This is a genomic window from Streptomyces sp. NPDC002088 (assembly GCF_040296605.1).
GTDB lineage: Bacteria > Actinomycetota > Actinomycetes > Streptomycetales > Streptomycetaceae > Streptomyces.
The window spans coordinates 466,213-483,301 of record NZ_JBEOXO010000003.1 but is presented as its reverse complement, the minus strand read 5'-3'; the positions used below and the strand labels follow the sequence as shown (position 1 = coordinate 483,301).

Sequence of the window (17,089 nt, the reverse complement as noted above, 5' to 3'; positions counted from 1 at the left end):
GTGTTCAGCCACGACGATCGCCACTTCTCTGTCATTCCGGCGATTTCGGCTGATACCTACGTTCTCTCCCCCCCCCAGCGCGGGCGGAGCCGCTGGAGGCCCCTCGTTTACGCCCGCCCCCTGGACCGCGCCGCCCGCGCGATCACCACGACGGCCTTCTCCAGGGCGTACTCGGGATCGTCCCCGCCGCCCTTGACCCCGGCGTCGGCCTCGGCCACCGCCCGCAGAGCGATGGCGACCCCGTCCGGCGTCCACCCCCGCATCTGCTGGCGCACCCGGTCGATCTTCCACGGCGGCATCCCCAGCTCCCGCGCCAGATCGGCCGGCCGCCCACCGCGGGCCGAGGACAGCTTCCCGATCGCCCGCACCCCCTGCGCCAACGCGCTCGTGATCAGCACCGGCGCCACCCCGGTCGCGAGCGACCACCGGAGCGCCTCCAGCGCCTCCGCCGCCCGCCCCTCCACGGCCCGGTCGGCGACCGTGAAACTCGACGCCTCGGCCCGCCCGGTGTAGTACCGCCCGACGACGGCCTCGTCGATCGTCCCCTCGACGTCGGCGACGAGCTGTGTCACCGCGGACGCCAGCTCCCGCAAATCGCTTCCGATCGCGTCGACCAGCGCCTGGCACGCCTCGGGCGTGGCCGACCGCCCGAGCGCGCGGAACTCGCCCCGCACGAACGCCAGCCGGTCCGCCGGCTTCGTCATCTTGGGGCACGCAACCTCCCGCGCCCCCACCTTGCGCGCGGCGTCCAGCAGTCCCTTGCCCTTGGCCCCGCCCGCGTGCAGCAGAACGAGCGTGATCTCCTCGGCGGGCGCCCCGAGATACGCCTTCACGTCCTTGACCGTGTCGGCGGACAGATCCTGCGCATTGCGTACGACCACGACCTTGCGCTCCGCGAAGAGCGACGGACTCGTCAGCTCGGCGAGCGTGCCGGGCTGCAACTGGTCCGGGGTCAGGTCACGTACGTCCGTGTCGGCGTCGGCGGCCCTGGCAGCGGCCACCACCTCCTGCACGGCACGGTCGAGCAGGAGGTCCTCCTGGCCCACGGCAAGCGTCACCGGGGCGAGAGGGTCGTCATTCGCATTCTTCCTGGCCATCGGGACAAGCATGGCACGGGCCACTGACAACGGGCGGCGAGGCCGTCGCCACGTGCCCTCAGTCCGTGGGCAGTCGTGCCGCTCGGGGCGGCGACCGACCCCGGCCGCAGTGTCTCGGACCTGTTGTGGGCGCCCGTCCCACAGAAGGTCGGCATCGAGAAAGCGCCGGACTGCGCGACCCGCTCCTCAGCACAAGCGCCGGACACCCGCCCGCGAGGCCTACCCGGCCCCGTCCCCCGGACTACGGCTCCTCCCGCCACCCGTCCCACTCCCCCACGAACGCATCCAGCTCACCGGGGTCCAGCCGTCCCTTCTCGTCCCGCAGGACGACAAGCCACTGCGCATCCTCGGCGTCGTCCTCACCGGCCAACGCGTCCCGCACCAACTGCGGCTCCTCGTCGAGCCCGAACCGCTCCCCGAGAGCCTCCGCCGCCTCCTCCGCGGCATCGCGGTCGGGCAGCACCAGCACATGTCTCACATCACTCACGGAGCCATTCTCCGGCACCGCGAGGCCCGACAGACCCTCCCCGTCTCGCCCCCACCAGTTTGTCCACCAACCGCTTCTCCTCCAGCACGATCTCCTCACCGAGATGGATCGACAGGTTCTCGAACGGCACGGTCTGCAGATGGCGCAGGTGCAACCGCCGCAGGACATCGGCCGTGGGACCCGCGGGGCGCTCGACTCCCAGGCGGCGGAGACAGGCATCGACCTGTGTGGAATGCATGACCTCAGTTTTCCGCCACCCGCAACTCCCCACCCTCACCGGCGACCGCCAACGCCCCGTCCACGTCCGTCCGCAACACCACCGCGCCCCCGGCTCGCAGGGCCGCGACCGTGCTGGGAGCGGGATGGCCATACATGTTGTCCGCACCGACCGAGATCAGCGCCAGCCGCGGCGACACCGCCCGTATGAGGTCCGGGTCCTGATAGGCCGAGCCGTGATGAGCCACCTTGAGCACGTCGACCCCGCCCAGCGACCCGACTGCCGGTGACCGCAACAACGCCTGTTGGGCCGGAGGTTCGAGATCGCCGAGCAACAGCAGCCGCAGCCCGGCCGACCGCACGAGCAGCGTGACACTGGCGTCGTTCGGACCGTCCGGGTCCGGCGCCGGTCGTGGCGCCGGCCAGAGCACCTCCCAGGAGAGGTCGCCGATGCGCCGCTGTTCCCCGGCGGCGGCCTCGGTGAGCGGGACCCCGCGGGCCGCAGCCTCCTTCCTCACGAACTCGGCCTGGTCGGCGGGCTCTTCGAATCCCGTCGTCTCGATCGCGCCCACCGAACGTCCGCGCAGCACGCCCGGCAGTCCCGCCACATGGTCGGCGTGGAAGTGGGTCAGCACGACCAGGGGGATCCTGGTGATGCCGAGTTCGCGCAGGCACCGGTCGACCAGCGTCGCATCGGGTCCGGCGTCCACGACCACGCCGGTGCCCTCGCCCGCCGCCAGCACCGTCGCGTCTCCCTGCCCCACATTGCACATGGCGAACCGCCAGCCCGGTGGCGGCCACCCCGTGATCACCCTGGTCAGTGGCGGTGGCCGCACCACCACGAGCAGAAGCAGCACCGCGCAGACACCGAACAGCCATGGGCTCCGCAACAGCCGCCGGCCGACCCCCACGACCACCGCCGTGACGAGGGCGAGCAACAGCGCGCCCGTCCAACTGCCGGGCCAGTCCACTCCCCCACCGGGCAGCGCCGCCCCGAAGCGAGCCACGCCCGCGATCCACCCGGCAGGCCAACTCGCGCACCAGGCCAGCATCTTGGCCATCGGCAACGCCACCGGCGCGGTCGCCAGCGCCGCGAAGCCCAGCACCGTGGCCGGCGCGACCGCGAACTCCGCGAGCAGATTGCACGGCACCGCCACCAGGCTCACCCTCGCCGACAGCACGGCGACGACCGGAGCGCACAGCACCTGGGCCGCACCCGCGGCGGCCAGCGCCTCGGCCAGCCGCGGCGGTACCCGGCGGCGTCGCAACGCGACGCTCCAGCGCGGCGCCAGCGTGAGCAACGCGCCCGTCGCCAGGACGGAGAGCAGGAAGCCGTAACTGCGGGCCAGCCACGGGTCGTACAGCACCAGCAGCAGTACCGCCGTGGCCAGCGCCGGGATCAGCGATCTGCGGCGGCCCGTCGCCAGGGCGAGCAACGCGACGGCGCCACAGGCCGCCGCCCGCAGCACACTCGGGTCGGGTCTGCACACGACCACGAATGCGAGGGCGAGCGCGCCACCGAGCAGAGCCGTCATGCGGAGCGGGATACCGAGGCGGGGTGCGAGACCACGTCGCTCGACGTGCTGGGCCAGACCGGGCGGCCCCAGGAGCAGGGCGAGGAGGATCGTCAGATTGCTTCCGGAAACCGCCAGCGTGTGCGCGAGGTCGGTCTCCTTGAATGCCTCGTCCAGCTCGGGCGTGATCCGCGAGGTGTCCCCGACGACGAGCCCGGGCAGCAGCGCCCGCGCGTCATCCGGCAACCCGTCGGTGGCTTCCCGCAGCCCCGCGCGCAACCGCCCCGCGAACCGCTGCGCCCCCGACGGCCCACCCACCACTTCCGGTGCCGCCTGGTCCCGAACCCGCAGTACGGCCGCGATCCGGTCGCCGCCCGCCATCGCCGGAGCCAGCCGTCCGGTCACACGCAGCCGTGTCGAAGGCAGCAGCCCCAGCCAGGGCGAGCCCGTCGGCCCACCGCCGGAAACCCGCGAACCGGCGACCTGTCCCGGCCCCGGCCCATCCGGCCGTGCGCCCGGTGGGCCCGGTGCGCCCGGTGCGCCCACGTCGACGATCACCAACACCGGCGTCCGCGTCGATGCCACCGCCCCGCCCGCCTCCTCGACGCCTCGCACCTCGGCCTCGATCAGCGCGGAGACCGGGGCCGCGTGATCGCCTCTGACACGAGGCCTGGTGAGCCGGGGATCGGAGGTGATCTCGACGTCGGCGGTCACCGTGGCGTACTGCCGCGCCAGCGCCGGCACGGGTCCACGGCGCAGGTCCGCTCCGTGCAGCCCGGCCGAGGCGGCGGCCGCGGCAACGCAGAGCAGCGCGGCGGCGATCGTCACCCGCGGCCAGGTGCCCCGCCCGGGTTCACAGCGGTCGGCCCCTGCCCGCCTGCGTGCCAGCAGGAGCGCGCCGACCGCGGACAGGCAGGCGACCACGATGCCGATCACCTGGCCCGGCGGTGCGTCCAGCGTCAGCGCGGCCGTCGCCCAGGCCGCGAGCGCGGGTGGTACGAGTCGGAGATCCGTCGGTCCTTCCTGTCGTGGATGGGCGGCTCCCAGCCGCTTCCCGGAGTCGGCGTGCACGGCTCGGCGGGGACGGGAGGTAGAGCCTCGGGAACCGGGTTGGGGGACGGCACTCATGGCCGTACGAGATTCCGTAGATCGGCGAAGCGGCGGTCGCCGATGCCGTTGACCTCGCGCAACTGGTCCACCGAACGGAAGCCGCCGTGCTGCGCGCGAAAGTCGACGATGTGCTGGGCCAGTACGGGCCCCACGCCTGGCAGGGTGTCGAGCTGCTCCACGGTGGCCGTGTTGAGCGAGACCGGAGCCGCGGGTACGGCACCACCACCCGACCCACCGGCGGCCGTGCCGCCCGCGCCGGTCCCGGCCGCCGAGACCGGTGCGGGGCCGCCGACGATCACCTGCTCCCCGTCCACAAGGAACCGGGCACGGTTGAGGCCGTCGGTGCTGGTTCCCGGGCGCACTCCACCGGCCGCGCGGAGCGCGTCGACGACGCGCGAACCGGCGGGCAGGCGATGGATCCCGGGGGCACGGACCTTACCGCTGACGTCCACCACGATCTCGGGCCCGGCGGTGCCCGCCGTACCTGCCGTGTTCGGCGCACCGGCCGAGGCATCCGGTTCGCCCCGCCCGCTCGGCGCCCGCTGCCCGTACGGTGCTGCTGCCCGCACCACCTCGGGCGCCCGTACGGACTGGGTACGGCCGGTCCAGAAGTGCTGCACGGCGAAGCCCGCGGCGACGACGAGCAGTACGGCGAGCGCGACCACATTCCTGCGCTCCAGAGCGCACCTCGTCTGCAGCCACACCGGCATGCGCTCCCGCAGGGCCGGCCCGGCCCGCTCCCGCCAAGTCCCCGGCCCACGAACGGAGTCGGCACCACTTCCGATGTCGATTCCGGCGTATGGAGTGCCGTCGGCCGTACCGGTGTCGAGGACGTGCGTGCCAATCATCTCGGGCTCGGGTCCCGCCTCGGGCTCTTCAGTCGGCGGCCAAGTCCTCGGCTCCCGCTGTTCCCCCGCGTGTTCGGCGAAGAGGATTTCTGCGCGTCGGCGGAGCTCCTCCGCCGGTTCGTGACGGTGCCGGGAGCGGCTGTGAGCGTGAGGGCGACGGCGGCGGGTGCGGCCGTCCGAAGCGGGGCCGCGGCCGGGGCCGCTGGTTGCGGATCCTGTGCGTGAGCGTGATCGAAGTGCCATGCGACGAGGATCGGGCACGCACGAATTTTGCGATGATCTTGCTCAAATCCCGGGGACTACCGCCCGGTTGTGGATAACTTCGCCCCTCACACGGGTGAACCACTCGGCGCGGTCGGTCACCGCGGCGATACCACGACCCCCAGCAGCCCGGGCCCTGTATGCGCCCCGATCACCGCTCCGACCTCGCTCACATGCAGGTCGGCGAGCCCGGGCACCCGGATCCGCAAGCGGTCCGCGAGGGCGGAAGCCCGGTCGGGTGCGGCAAGATGGTGGACGGCGATGTCGACGGGGGCGCTGCCGGCCCGGTCGGCCACGAGCTCCTCCAGGCGGGCGATCGCCTTCGACGCCGTGCGTACCTTCTCCAGGGGTTCGATCCGGCCGCCGTCCAGTTGCAGCAGCGGCTTCACCGCGAGCGCAGAACCCAGCAAGGCCTGTGCGGCGCCGATCCGGCCGCCGCGGCGCAGATAGTCGAGGGTGTCGACGTAGAAGTAGGCGGAGGTGCCGGCGGCCCGCTTCTCCGCGGCCGTGACGGCCTCGTCCACCGTGCCGCCCGACTCCGCCGCCTCTGCCGCGGCGAGCGCGCAGAACCCGAGCGCCATCGCGATCATGCCGGTGTCCACCACCCGCACCGGCACCGGCGCCTCGCGCGCCGCGACGACCGCCGCGTCGTACGTGCCGGACAACTCGGCGGAGAGATGGAGGGAGACGATGCCAGTGGCACCGGACTCGGCGACCTTGCGGTACGTCTCCGTGAACTGCTGGGGACTGGGGCGGGAGGTGGTGACTGGGCGCCGCTTCTGCAGTGCCTGGGCCAGGGAGCGGGTCGAGATCTCGGTGCCCTCTTCAAGTGCCTGGCCGCCGAGGACTACGGTCAGAGGTACCGCGGTGATGCCGTGGCGCTCCATCGTCCGGGGCGGCAGGTAGGCCGTTGAATCGGTGACGATCGCGACATGGCGGGACATGAGCTGGAGGTTACCTGGCGTAGCGCCCGGGCGGCAGCCCGGCCCCTCTCACCTGAGCCGTGTATGGCCGGATCAGGTGGTGGTCTCGGGGCGGGGCTTCTTCTGCCAGGGGTATGTGGGGCGTCGGCCCGGCGGGGTGATGGCGGGCGGCGCCTGCTCATCCGTCGAGCGTGACCGGGGCGCCTCGGGCCAGGTCTGGCTGCCCGTCGCGGCGCCCGCTGCCGGTGCCTCGGGCCACGGAGCCGACGTGGGAGTGGGCGTGGGTTCCGCGGTGGTCCAGTGCCGCAGTGCGCCCGCCTCGACGTCGATCTGCGCACTGAGCGAGTCGAGGTCGTCGTCAGCGAACTGCCGTGCCCGGTCACGGGCCGCCCAACGCAGGGAGTCCGCCGACTTGGTGATGCGCTCGGTCCGTTCGCGCAGTCCGGGCAGTCGCTCGGCGAGCGTGGTCCGGTCCGGCTCGGACTCCATGCGCTTGAGATCGTGGTCCAGTTCGCGCCCGTGCGCGCTGAGCCGCTCGAAGAGACCCAGGGACTCCTTGAGTGACTCGTCCTCCGCCACGCCCGCGTGCAGCGCCTCCTGGGTGGCGCGCATCGACGTACGCAACTGCAGCCGGAGCTGGGCGATCTCGCCCGCCGGTCCCGGCTGGGCGAAGGACTTGGCTCGCAGTGTGTGGTCCTCGACCGTGCGGCGGGCCTGGGTGATGGTGCGGTCCACGCCTCGTTTGGCGGCGCCGACCACCTTCACCGTCGCGTAGGCGCCGAGCACCACGAAGAGCAGGAAGAGCAGGGCGAAGACTGTGATCACTGCTTCCACGACGCTCCTCCTCGGACTGCCGCGGCGTACGCCGCGTCGCTCTTCAACAGTAAACGCAACGGGCAGGTTCGGAGTTCCAGAAGAACCCCGAACCTGCCCGTAAGGGACTACCCCGAGCCGGGACGGCAGCCCGGGCGCCTGCTCCTGTGCGCGCACCTACGCCGGAACGATGTTCACCAGCTTCGGCGCCCGCACGATCACCTTGCGGATGCCCGCGCCGTCCAGTGCCGCGACGACCTTCTCGTCGGCCAGCGCCACCTTCTCCAGCTCCTCCTCGGAGATGGCCGGGGAGACCTCCAGGCGCGCCTTGACCTTGCCCTTGATCTGCACGACGCAGGTCACGGTCTCGTCCACGACGTACGCCGGGTCGGCGACCGGGAAGTCCTGGTGGACGACCGAGTCGGTGTGGCCCAGCCTGCGCCACAGCTCCTCGGCGACGTGCGGGGCCAGCGGCGCGATCAGCAGCACCAGCGGCTCGGCGATGGAGCGCGGCACCGCGCCGCCCGCCTTGGTCAGGTGGTTGTTCAGCTCGGTGACCTTGGCGATGGCGGTGTTGAAGCGCAGCCCCTCCAGGTCCTGGCGAACCCCGTCGATCGCCTTGTGCAGGGCGCGCAGCGTCTCCTCGTCGGCCTCGGTGTCACTGACGGTGACCTCGCCCGTCGCCTCGTCGACGATGTTGCGCCACAGCCGCTGCAGCAGCCGGAACTGGCCCACCACCGCGCGCGTGTCCCACGGACGCGACACGTCCAGCGGGCCCATCGCCATCTCGTACAGCCGCAGCGTGTCGGCCCCGTACTCGGCGCAGATCTCGTCCGGAGTGACCGCGTTCTTCAGGGACTTGCCCATCTTGCCCAGCAGCCGGGTGACCTTCTCGCCCTGGTAGTAGTACGCGCCGTCGCGCTCCTCCACCTCGGCGGCCGGCACCGCGATACCGCGGCTGTCGCGGTAGACGTAGGCCTGGATCATGCCCTGGTTGAACAGCTTGTGGAACGGCTCGGCCGAGGAGACGTGCCCCAGGTCGTACAGCACCTTGGACCAGAAGCGCGCGTACAGCAGGTGCAGTACGGCGTGCTCGGCGCCGCCGACGTACAGGTCGACGCCGCCGTGCGGCTGGCCCTCGCGCGGGCCCATCCAGTACTGCTCGATCTCCGGGTCGACCAGCTTCCGGTCGTTGTGCGGGTCCAGGTAGCGCAGTTCGTACCAGCAGGAACCGGCCCAGTTGGGCATGGTGTTGGTCTCGCGCCGGTACTTCTTCGGCCCGTCGCCCAGGTCCAGGGTGACGTTGACCCAGTCCTCGTTGCGCGACAGCGGGGTCTCGGGCTGGGTGTCGGCGTCGTCCGGGTCGAAGGTGCGCGGCGAGTAGTCCTCGACCTCCGGCAGCTCCAGCGGCAGCATCGACTCGGGCAGGGCGTGGGCGATGCCGTCCTCGTCGTAGACGATCGGGAAGGGCTCGCCCCAGTAGCGCTGGCGGCTGAACAGCCAGTCGCGCAGGCGGAAGTTGACGGTGCCCTCGCCGATGCCCTTGCGCGCCAGCCACTCGGTGATACGCGCCTTGGCGTCGACGACGCCCAGGCCGTCCAGGGAGAGCTGTTCGCTCGACGAGTTTACGATCTTCGCGTCGTACGACGCGAAGGCGTCGTCCCACGTCGAGGGGTCCGTGCCCCGGTCGTCCGACGGCTCCACGACGCAGCGCATCGGCAGTTCGAAGGCGCGCGCGAAGGCGAAGTCGCGGCTGTCGTGCGCCGGGACGGCCATGATCGCGCCCGTGCCGTAACCCATCAGCACGTAGTCGGCGATGAAGACCGGGATCTGCTCGCCGTTGACCGGGTTGGTCGCGAACTCGCCGGTGAAGACACCGGTCTTGTCCTTGGCCTCGGCCTGCCGCTCGACGTCGGACTTCGAGGCGGCCTGCGCGCGGTAGGCGGCGACGGCCTCGGCCGGAGTCGCGTGACCGCCGGTCCACACCTCATGGGTCCCCTCCGGCCAGGCGGCCGGGGTGAACTTGTCGACCAGCGGGTGCTCGGGCGCCAGCACCATGTAGGTCGCGCCGAACAGTGTGTCCTGGCGCGTGGTGAAGATCGTGATGTGCTCGCCGTCGATGGGGAAGTCGACGCGGGCGCCCTCGGAGCGGCCGATCCAGTTGCGCTGCTGCAGCTTGATGGCCTCGGGCCAGTCCAGCGCGTCCAGGTCGTCCAGCAGCCGGTCCGCGTAGGCGGTGATGCGCATGTTCCACTGGCGCAGCTTCGCCTTGAAGACGGGGAAGTTGCCGCGCTCGGAGCGGCCGTCGGCGGTGACCTCCTCGTTGGCCAGCACGGTACCCAGTCCGGGAGACCAGTTGACCGGCGCCTCGGAGGCGTACGCCAGGCGGAACTCACCCAGGACGTCGGCGCGCTCGGCGGCGGTCAGCTCGTTCCACGCGCGCGTGTGGCCCGGTACGGCACGGTCACCGGACTCGAACTGGGCGATCAGCTCGGAGATCGGGCGGGCCTTGTTCGCCTCGTCGTCGTACCAGGAGTTGAAAATCTGCAGGAAGATCCACTGGGTCCACTTGTAGTAGTCCGGGTCGATCGTGGCGAACGACCGGCGCCTGTCGTGGCCCAGGCCCAGCCGGCGCAGCTGGTCCTTCATGTTCGCGATGTTGGCCTCGGTCGACACGCGCGGGTGCGTGCCGGTCTGCACGGCGTACTGCTCGGCGGGCAGGCCGAAGGCGTCGAAGCCCAGGGTGTGCAGGACGTTGTGGCCGGTCATCCGCTGGAACCGGGCGGAGACATCGGTGGCGATGTAGCCCAGGGGGTGGCCGACGTGCAGTCCCGCACCGGACGGGTACGGGAACATGTCCATGATGAATTTCTTGGGCTTGGCGACCAGCTCGGGGTCGCCGGCCAGGTCGCCCTCCGGGTTCGGCGCCGCGTAGGTGCCGTCGGCGTCCCAGAAGTCCTGCCAGCGTGCCTCGATCTCGGCGGCCATGGCTGCCGTGTAGCGGTGCGGCGCGGCCTCCGCCGGCACAGCGGCGGCAGCAGCGGGGTTCGTCTCGCTCATGATCCTCAAAGCTCCATCGATCGTCTCTGCCTGCGGAAATGAAAAAACCCCTCGCACAGGAGGGGACGCCGCGCCGATGCCGACCACGATCTCACCGGTGGTCGGGACTGATCAGCGCGGCTCGCTAAGCAGAAGGCGTACAGCACGCATGGCGCTAGGGTACCGCAGCCCTTGAGCACGCCGCGACGCGCTTCCGTATGTCTCCTGGACAGCAGGCACGCCCGGCAAAAGCTGAACCAAGGTCAAGGATTACTTCGCGTAACAGCCACTAAGGGACATCACAACGGACGCATTGTCCTTTGATAACAACGCAATAACTCAAACCTCGTACCCATCGGTATGGAGCCACTTAGAGTTCGGCAGCGGGACCGCTTTCCCGAAACTGCTCGGAGTTGCCCCCCATGAACCCTCGTCGTAGTAACAGCTCGCTTCCCAAACCGGGCCGGTCGGCCTACGGGATCGCGTCGGCTGTCGTCCTGCTCCTCATACCCGTGATCGTGCTGGTCGGCGGCGACCAGTTCCGCGAGTTCCTGAACTTCGGCGCGGGCGTCCTGTCCCTCGTCTCGCTCAGCTGCTCGGTGATCTGGGGTCTGGTCGCCCAGGATCGGATCTTCCTCAACACGCGTCAGCGGATCATCGGGCAGGCGGTGCACCGGACGACAGCGGTCGCCTCGATCGCGTTCCTGCTGCTGCACATCACCACGAAGATCGCGCTCGACCACACACAGCTGATCGCCGCCGTCATCCCGTTCTCTCTCGGCGTCACCGGAAGCGCCGGCCTGATCGGCCTCGGCTCCCTGGCCGGCCTGCTCATGATCTTCGTGGGCGTCACCGGCGCCCTGCGCAGCAACTTCGCCTCCCCGGCCCCTGTCGCGGCCCGCTGGCGGGCCATGCACATGCTGGCCTACCCGGCCTGGTGCGCCGCACTCGTGCACGGCCTGTACGCGGGCCGTCAGGCCAAGCCGATCTTCGTGATCATGTACAGCCTGTGCCTGCTCGGGGTCATCGCGGCGCTCGCTCTACGCGCGGCACCCCGCCCGGTCAAGCGCAAGGTCGCCGACCGGATCGCCGCGGTCCTGGGCACCGAGGACCGCTCGGCACGCGACGACCTGGAGGAGAGCCGGGCCCGCGTGACGGAGACGGCGTCGGCACTGCCCGGCTACGAGGGCCGCTCGGGCCGGCCGTCGCAGGCCGACACGATGACCTCCACCCGCATGACGCCCCCGTCGTCGCCGCTGTACGACACGCCCGCCACCCCCGAGCCCGCGAACGGCTTCGCGGCCGCCTACCGCGCCGTCTCCACGCCCGCCCGCGGACAGCAGCCCTTCGCGGCCGACCAGACCGCGCGCATGGACCTGCCGTTCGACATACAGGCCACGGAGGCGATTCCGCGCATGGACGGCAACGGCAGCACCTCGGGCAGCTGGCCGATCCCGTCCCCGCCGCCGGTCGGCGAGGCGCCCCCGTCGGCCTACGACCCGCTCCAGGACACGGGATTCAACATCCCGGTCTATGGCAATTCGGGCGCCGGCGGATACGGCGGGAGTGACGTGTACGACACCGGTGAGACGAACCCCCGGTACAACACGTACAACCCGAATGACACGTACAACAGCGGTCCCGCCAATGAACCATCGCCCGGTGCGTCGTTCGACGCACCGGGTTCGGGCGAACCTTGGAACACGCCTTCCGGAGGCTATAGGTGAACGAGGCCCTGCCCGACGTCCCAGAAGTCCGCGTGGTCGGCCTTCCCCAGCTCACGTCGGGCTTCGACCTTGTCGAAAGACTCGATCTGCCCATGCACCTGAAGGTGCACGGGCCGCTTGAACCGCTTGGCGGAGAGCAGCTCGCGCAACTCTCCGAGCGCATCAACCTGAAGGGCCGCGGCGGCGCGGGCTTCCCCTTCCACAAGAAGCTTCGCTCGGTCGCCGAAGCGGCGATCAAACGCGGCGTACGGCCGGTCGTCGTCGTCAACGGAAGCGAGGACGAACCGGCCTGCCGCAAGGACACGGTGCTCATCAACCGTGCCCCGCACCTCATCCTGGACGGCGCACTGCTGTGCGCCGAGGCCCTGGGTGCCCGCACGCTCGTGGTGGGGGTCACCCGTGAGTCCACACAGCGCTCCATGGAGGCCGCGCTGGCCGAACGCGGCCTGAGCAACGGCCGTCGCTCGGCGCTGCGCGCGAGCGTGCAGCGCAATCCCGTACGCATGGTCACCGGCGCCGCCGCGTCGCTGATCCGTTCCATCGACGGCGGCCCGGCGATCCCGCCCGGACGCAAGGTCAGCGCGTCACAGAACGGCGTCGGCGGCGCACCGACCCTGCTGTCGAACGCCGAGACGTTCGCCCAGCTGGCGATCGCCGCCCGCATCGGCCCGGAGCGCTACGGCAACACCGGCCTGTACGACGAGCCCGGCACCGTCATGCTGACGGTCTCGGGCGCCGTGGCCCGCCCGATGGTCATCGAGGTCCCCACGGGCGTACCACTGCGCTACGTGCTCCAGCTGGCCGGCGCCCCGCCCGTCCCCCAGGGCGTGCTGACCGGCGGCTACCACGGCAAGTGGATCGACGCGGCGACAGTCAACGAGGCGATCGTCTCCCGCAACTCCCTGGACGCGGTGGGCGGTGCGCTCGGCGCGGGCGCGATCCTGCCGATCACTCAGGAGACCTGCCCGCTGGGCGAGTCGCTGCGCGTGGCCCAGTGGCTGGCCGAGGAGAGCGCGGGACAGTGCGGTCCCTGCTACCTCGGCCTGCCGGCCGCGGCGCGCGGCATGGAGGACATCCTCAACGGCGGCGGCCCCGCCGCCCTGGAGGCACTCAAGCAGGTCGCCAAGAACGTGAAGCGGCGCGGCGCGTGCTCGCACCCGGACGGCTCCGCGATGTTCCTGGAATCGACCATCAAGGCGTTCACCGACGACCTGGCCGCGCACGTCCTCGGCAACGGCTGCGGACGGCCCGTGGAGGGCGTTCTCCCGCTCTTCGAGGGCGGCAGGGCCCCGACGGGCATCCCGGGCGGCAGCGAACCCGAGGACAGTAACGAGAGCCGCCAGAAGATCTACGTCGACTGGACACTGTGCCGGGGCCACGGCCTGTGCGCGGACATCCTCCCGGAGGTCTTCCAGCTCGGCGCCGACGGCTTCCCGACCGTCGCGCAGGCGAAGGTGCCGCGCTACGCGGAGGCCAAGGCCCTGCGCGCGGTACGCCGCTGCCCGGCCCTCGCCCTGCGCCTCGAGGAGGACACCCGGTCGCAGGCGCCCTCCCGCAACCTGCCGGTCCTGTCCCAGGGGCGCGGCCGTCGCGCCCTCGGCCGATGAACGCACGCGACGGCGGACCGCCCCGCCCGGGGTGGCCCGCCGTCGCGTCGCCGTATGCCGTCGACGGACATCACTCCTGACACACGTCGAAGGCGGATCACTCGATCGAGTGATCCGCCTTCGACTTCTGTGGAGCTAAGGAGAATTGAACTCCTGACCTCCTGCATGCCATGCAGGCGCTCTACCAACTGAGCTATAGCCCCTTGCGGCCATGCGGCGGAGCCGCATGTTCACCGTGTCGCCCGGTTTCCCCGGCGGCGACGCCAACATTACACGGTCACCGGGGTGCACCACCAAATCGTTTCCGTTCTGTACGGATTCGGGCGGGATAGTGTCGATCGCTGTGACCGCGCTCACGATCTCCACAGGCCACCATCGCGCGCCGATGGCCCTGGGAGCCTGCCTGTTCTCCTTCACCGCGTTCTGGCTCGCCCAGCGGGCCGCCCACGTCTCGATGATCGACCTGATGGTGTACCGGGCCGAGGGCGCGACCGTACGCGCGGGAGGCGACCTGTACGCGCTGCGTACGACGGTGGCGCACTTGCCCCCCACCTACCCGCCGTTCGCGGCCCTGCTGTTCACTCCGCTGACGCTGCTGGGCACGGCGAGCATGCGCGCCCTGGCGACGGCCGGGAACCTCGCCCTCCTGGTGGTGTTCGTCAGGCTCTCGCTGCGGCTCGTGGGCCACACGCGCGTGGAGACCGTCTGGTGGGCCGCCGCGGTGGCCGTGTGGTGCGAGCCGGTGTGGACGACGCTGCGCTACGGGCAGGTCAATCTGCTGCTCGCCGTCCTGGTGCTGTGGGACCTGTCGCGGCGTCCCGCGGACCGCTGGGCCGGCCTCGGCATCGGGCTCGCCACGGCCGTGAAGCTGACGCCCGCCCTGTTCGCGGTGTTCCTGCTCGCCGCCGGTGTCACGTACCGCGTCAGGCACGGCTGCGCGGACCACCGGCTGCGGCACGCGCGCGGGGCGGCGGCCGCGTTCGCAGGCGCCACCGTGCTCGCGGCGGCGGTCCTGCCGTACGACTCCTGGCGGTTCTGGACGCGCATGGTGTTCCGGACCGGGCGGGTCGGACACGCGGAGGAGACCGCGAACCAGGCTCTGCGCGGCCTCCTGGCCCGTTTCCTGCACACACCGGATCCCGGGGCGCCGTGGGCGGCCGCGGTCGCCGTGGTGGCCCTGGGAGGGCTCGCGGTGGCGGTCGCCGCGGAGCTGCGCGGGCTACGGGCCTGGGCGGTGGCCGCCTGCGCGGTGACGGCACTGCTCGTCAGCCCGGTGTCGTGGTCGCACCACTGGGTGTGGTGCGTGCCACTGATGCTGCTCCTGGGCACACGGGGCCACCGGGCGGCTGCCCTGGGGACGCTGCTGGTCTTCTGCTCGTACGCCCTGTGGTGGGTGCCACACGGCCGAGGGCGGCCCGAACTGCACCAGAACGGCATCGAGTTGACGCTGTCGGCCCTCTACGGAGGCGTCGGCCTGTTCTTCCTCGTACTTGCCGGGACCTCGCTACGAGGCCCCCGCCGGAATCAAGCGGTGACGAACGAATAGAACCGCTTGAGCGTGCAGTGCTCCTCGAGGAGCCGGCCGTAGATCGGCTCGCCCTCGAGTTCGCGGTACGTCTCGATGGGGTCGCCCTTTATGATCAGCGCCCGCGCGCACTCCTCGCACCAGTACTGGTAGTCGGGATTGACCGGCTCCATGTCACGCACGATCGGCGTCCCGCTGCCGCACCAGTCGCACTTTCGCCTGTGTGCACCCATCGATCAGCTCCAGCTGTGGCCGCAGGCCGTGCACACATAGGAGATTCCGCCGTTGTCCCCCAGAACCTGGGCCACGTTCAGGGATCCGCAGGAAGGGCAGCTGAGACGGGTGATCGTATCCCGTGTCAGTGCTGCGTCGAAGAGGTCACGGACCTCTTCGAGGATGCTCGCAGGCATCACTACTCCCTCCCGTCGGGCCGCGCCCCCTTCCGGCCGTTTGATTCTGCCACGGCCGGACCAATACGGTCAGCGACGCCTTAGTACCAGTCCGGACACGGCACCCGTCGCGGCCGTCGCAGCGAGCGCGAACGTGCATGCCAGAAGCGCTTCCGCAGAGGTATACGCCTCCGGGGCCCCAAGTGACTCAAGCCGGTTCAAGAACAGTGTGCCGAACGCCGCGACGCCGATCAGCTGACCGAGTTGGGTGACCGTGGCGAGCAGACCGCTGGCGTCCGCCGCGTCCTCGGGCCGCACAGTGACCAGCGCGCGGGTGAGCGTCGGGCTGAAGGCGAGCGCGAGCCCGGTTCCCACACCGGCGTACGCCACGTACAGCCAGGCGCCGCCCTCGTCACCGCCCTGGAGCACCAGACCGACGCCCGCCACGGCCGCCGCGGTGAGCGCGAATCCGGCCGGGGGCAGCGCCCGCTGCCAGGAGGCGGGCCAGGACCGCCAGGTCAGGCCGACCAGACCGAAGACGACCGCGGTCGGCGCGAAGGTGAGGCCGGCGTGCAGCGCGCTGTAGCCGAGGCCGCCCTGGACGTGCAGGGTGAGAGCGAACAGGAAACCGCCGTTGACGGCCATGACGGCCATGATCCGGAAGACGGCGAGGCCCATGCCGGGGTGGCGCAGTACACGCGGGGCGATCAGCGGGGCGCCGCCGCGCCGCGCGAGCCGGGACTCGTACCCGCAGAACAGCGCGAACAGGACGGCGGCCGCGGCCAGCGACAGCCAGGACCACAGCGGCCAGCCCTCCTCCTGCCCGAGCACCAGCGGCACCGTCAGCAGCGAGACGGCAGTGCCCAGCAGCACCAGACCGATCAGGTCGAAGCCGCGCGTCTTCTCCCCCGCGCCGTCCCGGGACAACACGCGCCGGCCGACGGCCAGGAGTACGGCACCCACCGGCACGTTCACGAGGAACACCGGCCGCCAGCCGGTGCCGAACAGGTCGGCGCTGACCAGGACGCCGCCGAGCACCTGCCCGGCCGCGGCACCGACGGCGATGACCGCCGAGTACGCGCCGAGCGCCCGCATCCGGGCCTCCCCGGTGAAGGTGCGCTGGATCAGGCTGAGCACCTGCGGGATCATCACCGCCGAACCAGCGCCCTGCGCCAGCCGGAAGACGATCAGCTCGGTGGCGCCCTGCGCCAGACCGCAGGCCAGCGAGGCGGCTGTGAAGAGCGCGAGCCCGACAAGGTGGACCCGGCCGTGACCGAGCCGGTCCCCGAGGCGGGCGCCGGTGATCAACAGCACGGCGTACGTGATGGCGTATCCGGCGATCACCAGTTGCAGGTCGGCGCCGGAGGCGTGCAGGTCGGAACCGATCGTCGGGGCCGCGACGTTCACGATGAAGACGTCGAGCAGCGCCATGAACTGGGCCGCGAGCACGACCGCGAGCAGCCGCCGGGGCCGATTGTCAGTGCCAGGGGCTTTACTGAATGCAGGACTTGGCACGGGTGCGGGACCCGGCTC

12 protein-coding genes, 1 tRNA gene and 1 pseudogene are annotated in these 17,089 nt (G+C 71.2%); 3 read left to right on the top strand and 11 right to left on the bottom strand.

Going from position 1 to position 17,089, the window contains the following annotated elements:
- Nucleotides 1-107: 107 nt before the first annotated feature.
- The 8 genes and pseudogenes from holA to leuS all read right to left on the bottom strand — a co-directional run bounded on the left by holA (nucleotide 108) and on the right by leuS (nucleotide 10,329).
- On the bottom strand, nucleotides 108-1,097 hold the full coding sequence (gene holA / locus ABT114_RS09415) for a DNA polymerase III subunit delta (RefSeq protein WP_351140312.1): 990 nt from the start codon (nucleotides 1,095-1,097) through the stop codon (nucleotides 108-110).
- Nucleotides 1,098-1,338: 241 nt separating this feature from the next.
- Complete coding sequence (locus ABT114_RS09410) at nucleotides 1,339-1,584, bottom strand: hypothetical protein (protein WP_351140311.1); 246 nt, start codon at nucleotides 1,582-1,584, stop codon at nucleotides 1,339-1,341.
- Between the two features lie 34 nt (nucleotides 1,585-1,618).
- Nucleotides 1,619-1,822 (bottom strand): annotated as a pseudogene (locus tag ABT114_RS09405) (arylamine N-acetyltransferase); the annotation flags it as partial.
- 4 nt (nucleotides 1,823-1,826) lie between these two features.
- On the bottom strand, nucleotides 1,827-4,442 hold the full coding sequence (locus ABT114_RS09400) for a ComEC/Rec2 family competence protein (protein WP_351140309.1): 2,616 nt from the start codon (nucleotides 4,440-4,442) through the stop codon (nucleotides 1,827-1,829).
- Complete coding sequence (locus tag ABT114_RS09395; protein ID WP_351140307.1) at nucleotides 4,439-5,515, bottom strand: ComEA family DNA-binding protein; 1,077 nt, start codon at nucleotides 5,513-5,515, stop codon at nucleotides 4,439-4,441. Before ABT114_RS09395 ends, ABT114_RS09400 begins: the two co-directional genes overlap by 4 nt.
- 116 nt (nucleotides 5,516-5,631) lie before the next feature.
- Complete coding sequence (locus tag ABT114_RS09390; RefSeq protein ID WP_351140305.1) at nucleotides 5,632-6,477, bottom strand: DegV family protein; 846 nt, start codon at nucleotides 6,475-6,477, stop codon at nucleotides 5,632-5,634.
- 72 nt (nucleotides 6,478-6,549) lie between these two features.
- Nucleotides 6,550-7,290 (bottom strand): hypothetical protein, encoded by a 741-nt coding sequence (locus tag ABT114_RS09385; protein ID WP_351140303.1) that lies wholly within the window; start codon nucleotides 7,288-7,290, stop codon nucleotides 6,550-6,552.
- A 156-nt stretch (nucleotides 7,291-7,446) separates the two neighbouring features.
- Nucleotides 7,447-10,329 (bottom strand): leucine--tRNA ligase, encoded by a 2,883-nt coding sequence (gene leuS, locus ABT114_RS09380; RefSeq protein ID WP_351140301.1) that lies wholly within the window; start codon nucleotides 10,327-10,329, stop codon nucleotides 7,447-7,449.
- 401 nt (nucleotides 10,330-10,730) lie between these two features.
- On the opposite strand from leuS, the gene ABT114_RS09375 reads away from it, so the two are divergent.
- On the top strand, nucleotides 10,731-12,035 hold the full coding sequence (locus ABT114_RS09375) for a ferric reductase-like transmembrane domain-containing protein (RefSeq protein ID WP_351140298.1): 1,305 nt from the start codon (nucleotides 10,731-10,733) through the stop codon (nucleotides 12,033-12,035).
- Nucleotides 12,032-13,642 (top strand): NADH-ubiquinone oxidoreductase-F iron-sulfur binding region domain-containing protein, encoded by a 1,611-nt coding sequence (locus ABT114_RS09370; protein ID WP_351140296.1) that lies wholly within the window; start codon nucleotides 12,032-12,034, stop codon nucleotides 13,640-13,642. Before ABT114_RS09375 ends, ABT114_RS09370 begins: the two co-directional genes overlap by 4 nt.
- A 130-nt stretch (nucleotides 13,643-13,772) precedes the next feature.
- On the opposite strand, the gene ABT114_RS09365 is transcribed toward ABT114_RS09370, so the two are convergent.
- Nucleotides 13,773-13,845 (bottom strand) — tRNA-Ala (locus ABT114_RS09365).
- 182 nt (nucleotides 13,846-14,027) lie between these two features.
- On the opposite strand from ABT114_RS09365, the gene ABT114_RS09360 reads away from it, so the two are divergent.
- Nucleotides 14,028-15,188: a glycosyltransferase 87 family protein gene (locus tag ABT114_RS09360; RefSeq protein WP_351140558.1), complete on the top strand. Its 1,161-nt coding sequence runs from the start codon at nucleotides 14,028-14,030 to the stop codon at nucleotides 15,186-15,188.
- On the opposite strand, the gene ABT114_RS09355 is transcribed toward ABT114_RS09360, so the two are convergent.
- Nucleotides 15,167-15,400, bottom strand: a complete 234-nt coding sequence (locus ABT114_RS09355; RefSeq protein ID WP_003976229.1) for a hypothetical protein — start codon at nucleotides 15,398-15,400, stop codon at nucleotides 15,167-15,169. The genes ABT114_RS09360 and ABT114_RS09355 overlap by 22 nt on opposite strands.
- 246 nt (nucleotides 15,401-15,646) lie before the next feature.
- Nucleotides 15,647-17,005: an MFS transporter gene (locus ABT114_RS09350; protein WP_351140294.1), complete on the bottom strand. Its 1,359-nt coding sequence runs from the start codon at nucleotides 17,003-17,005 to the stop codon at nucleotides 15,647-15,649.
- Between the last annotated feature and the right edge of the window lie 84 nt (nucleotides 17,006-17,089).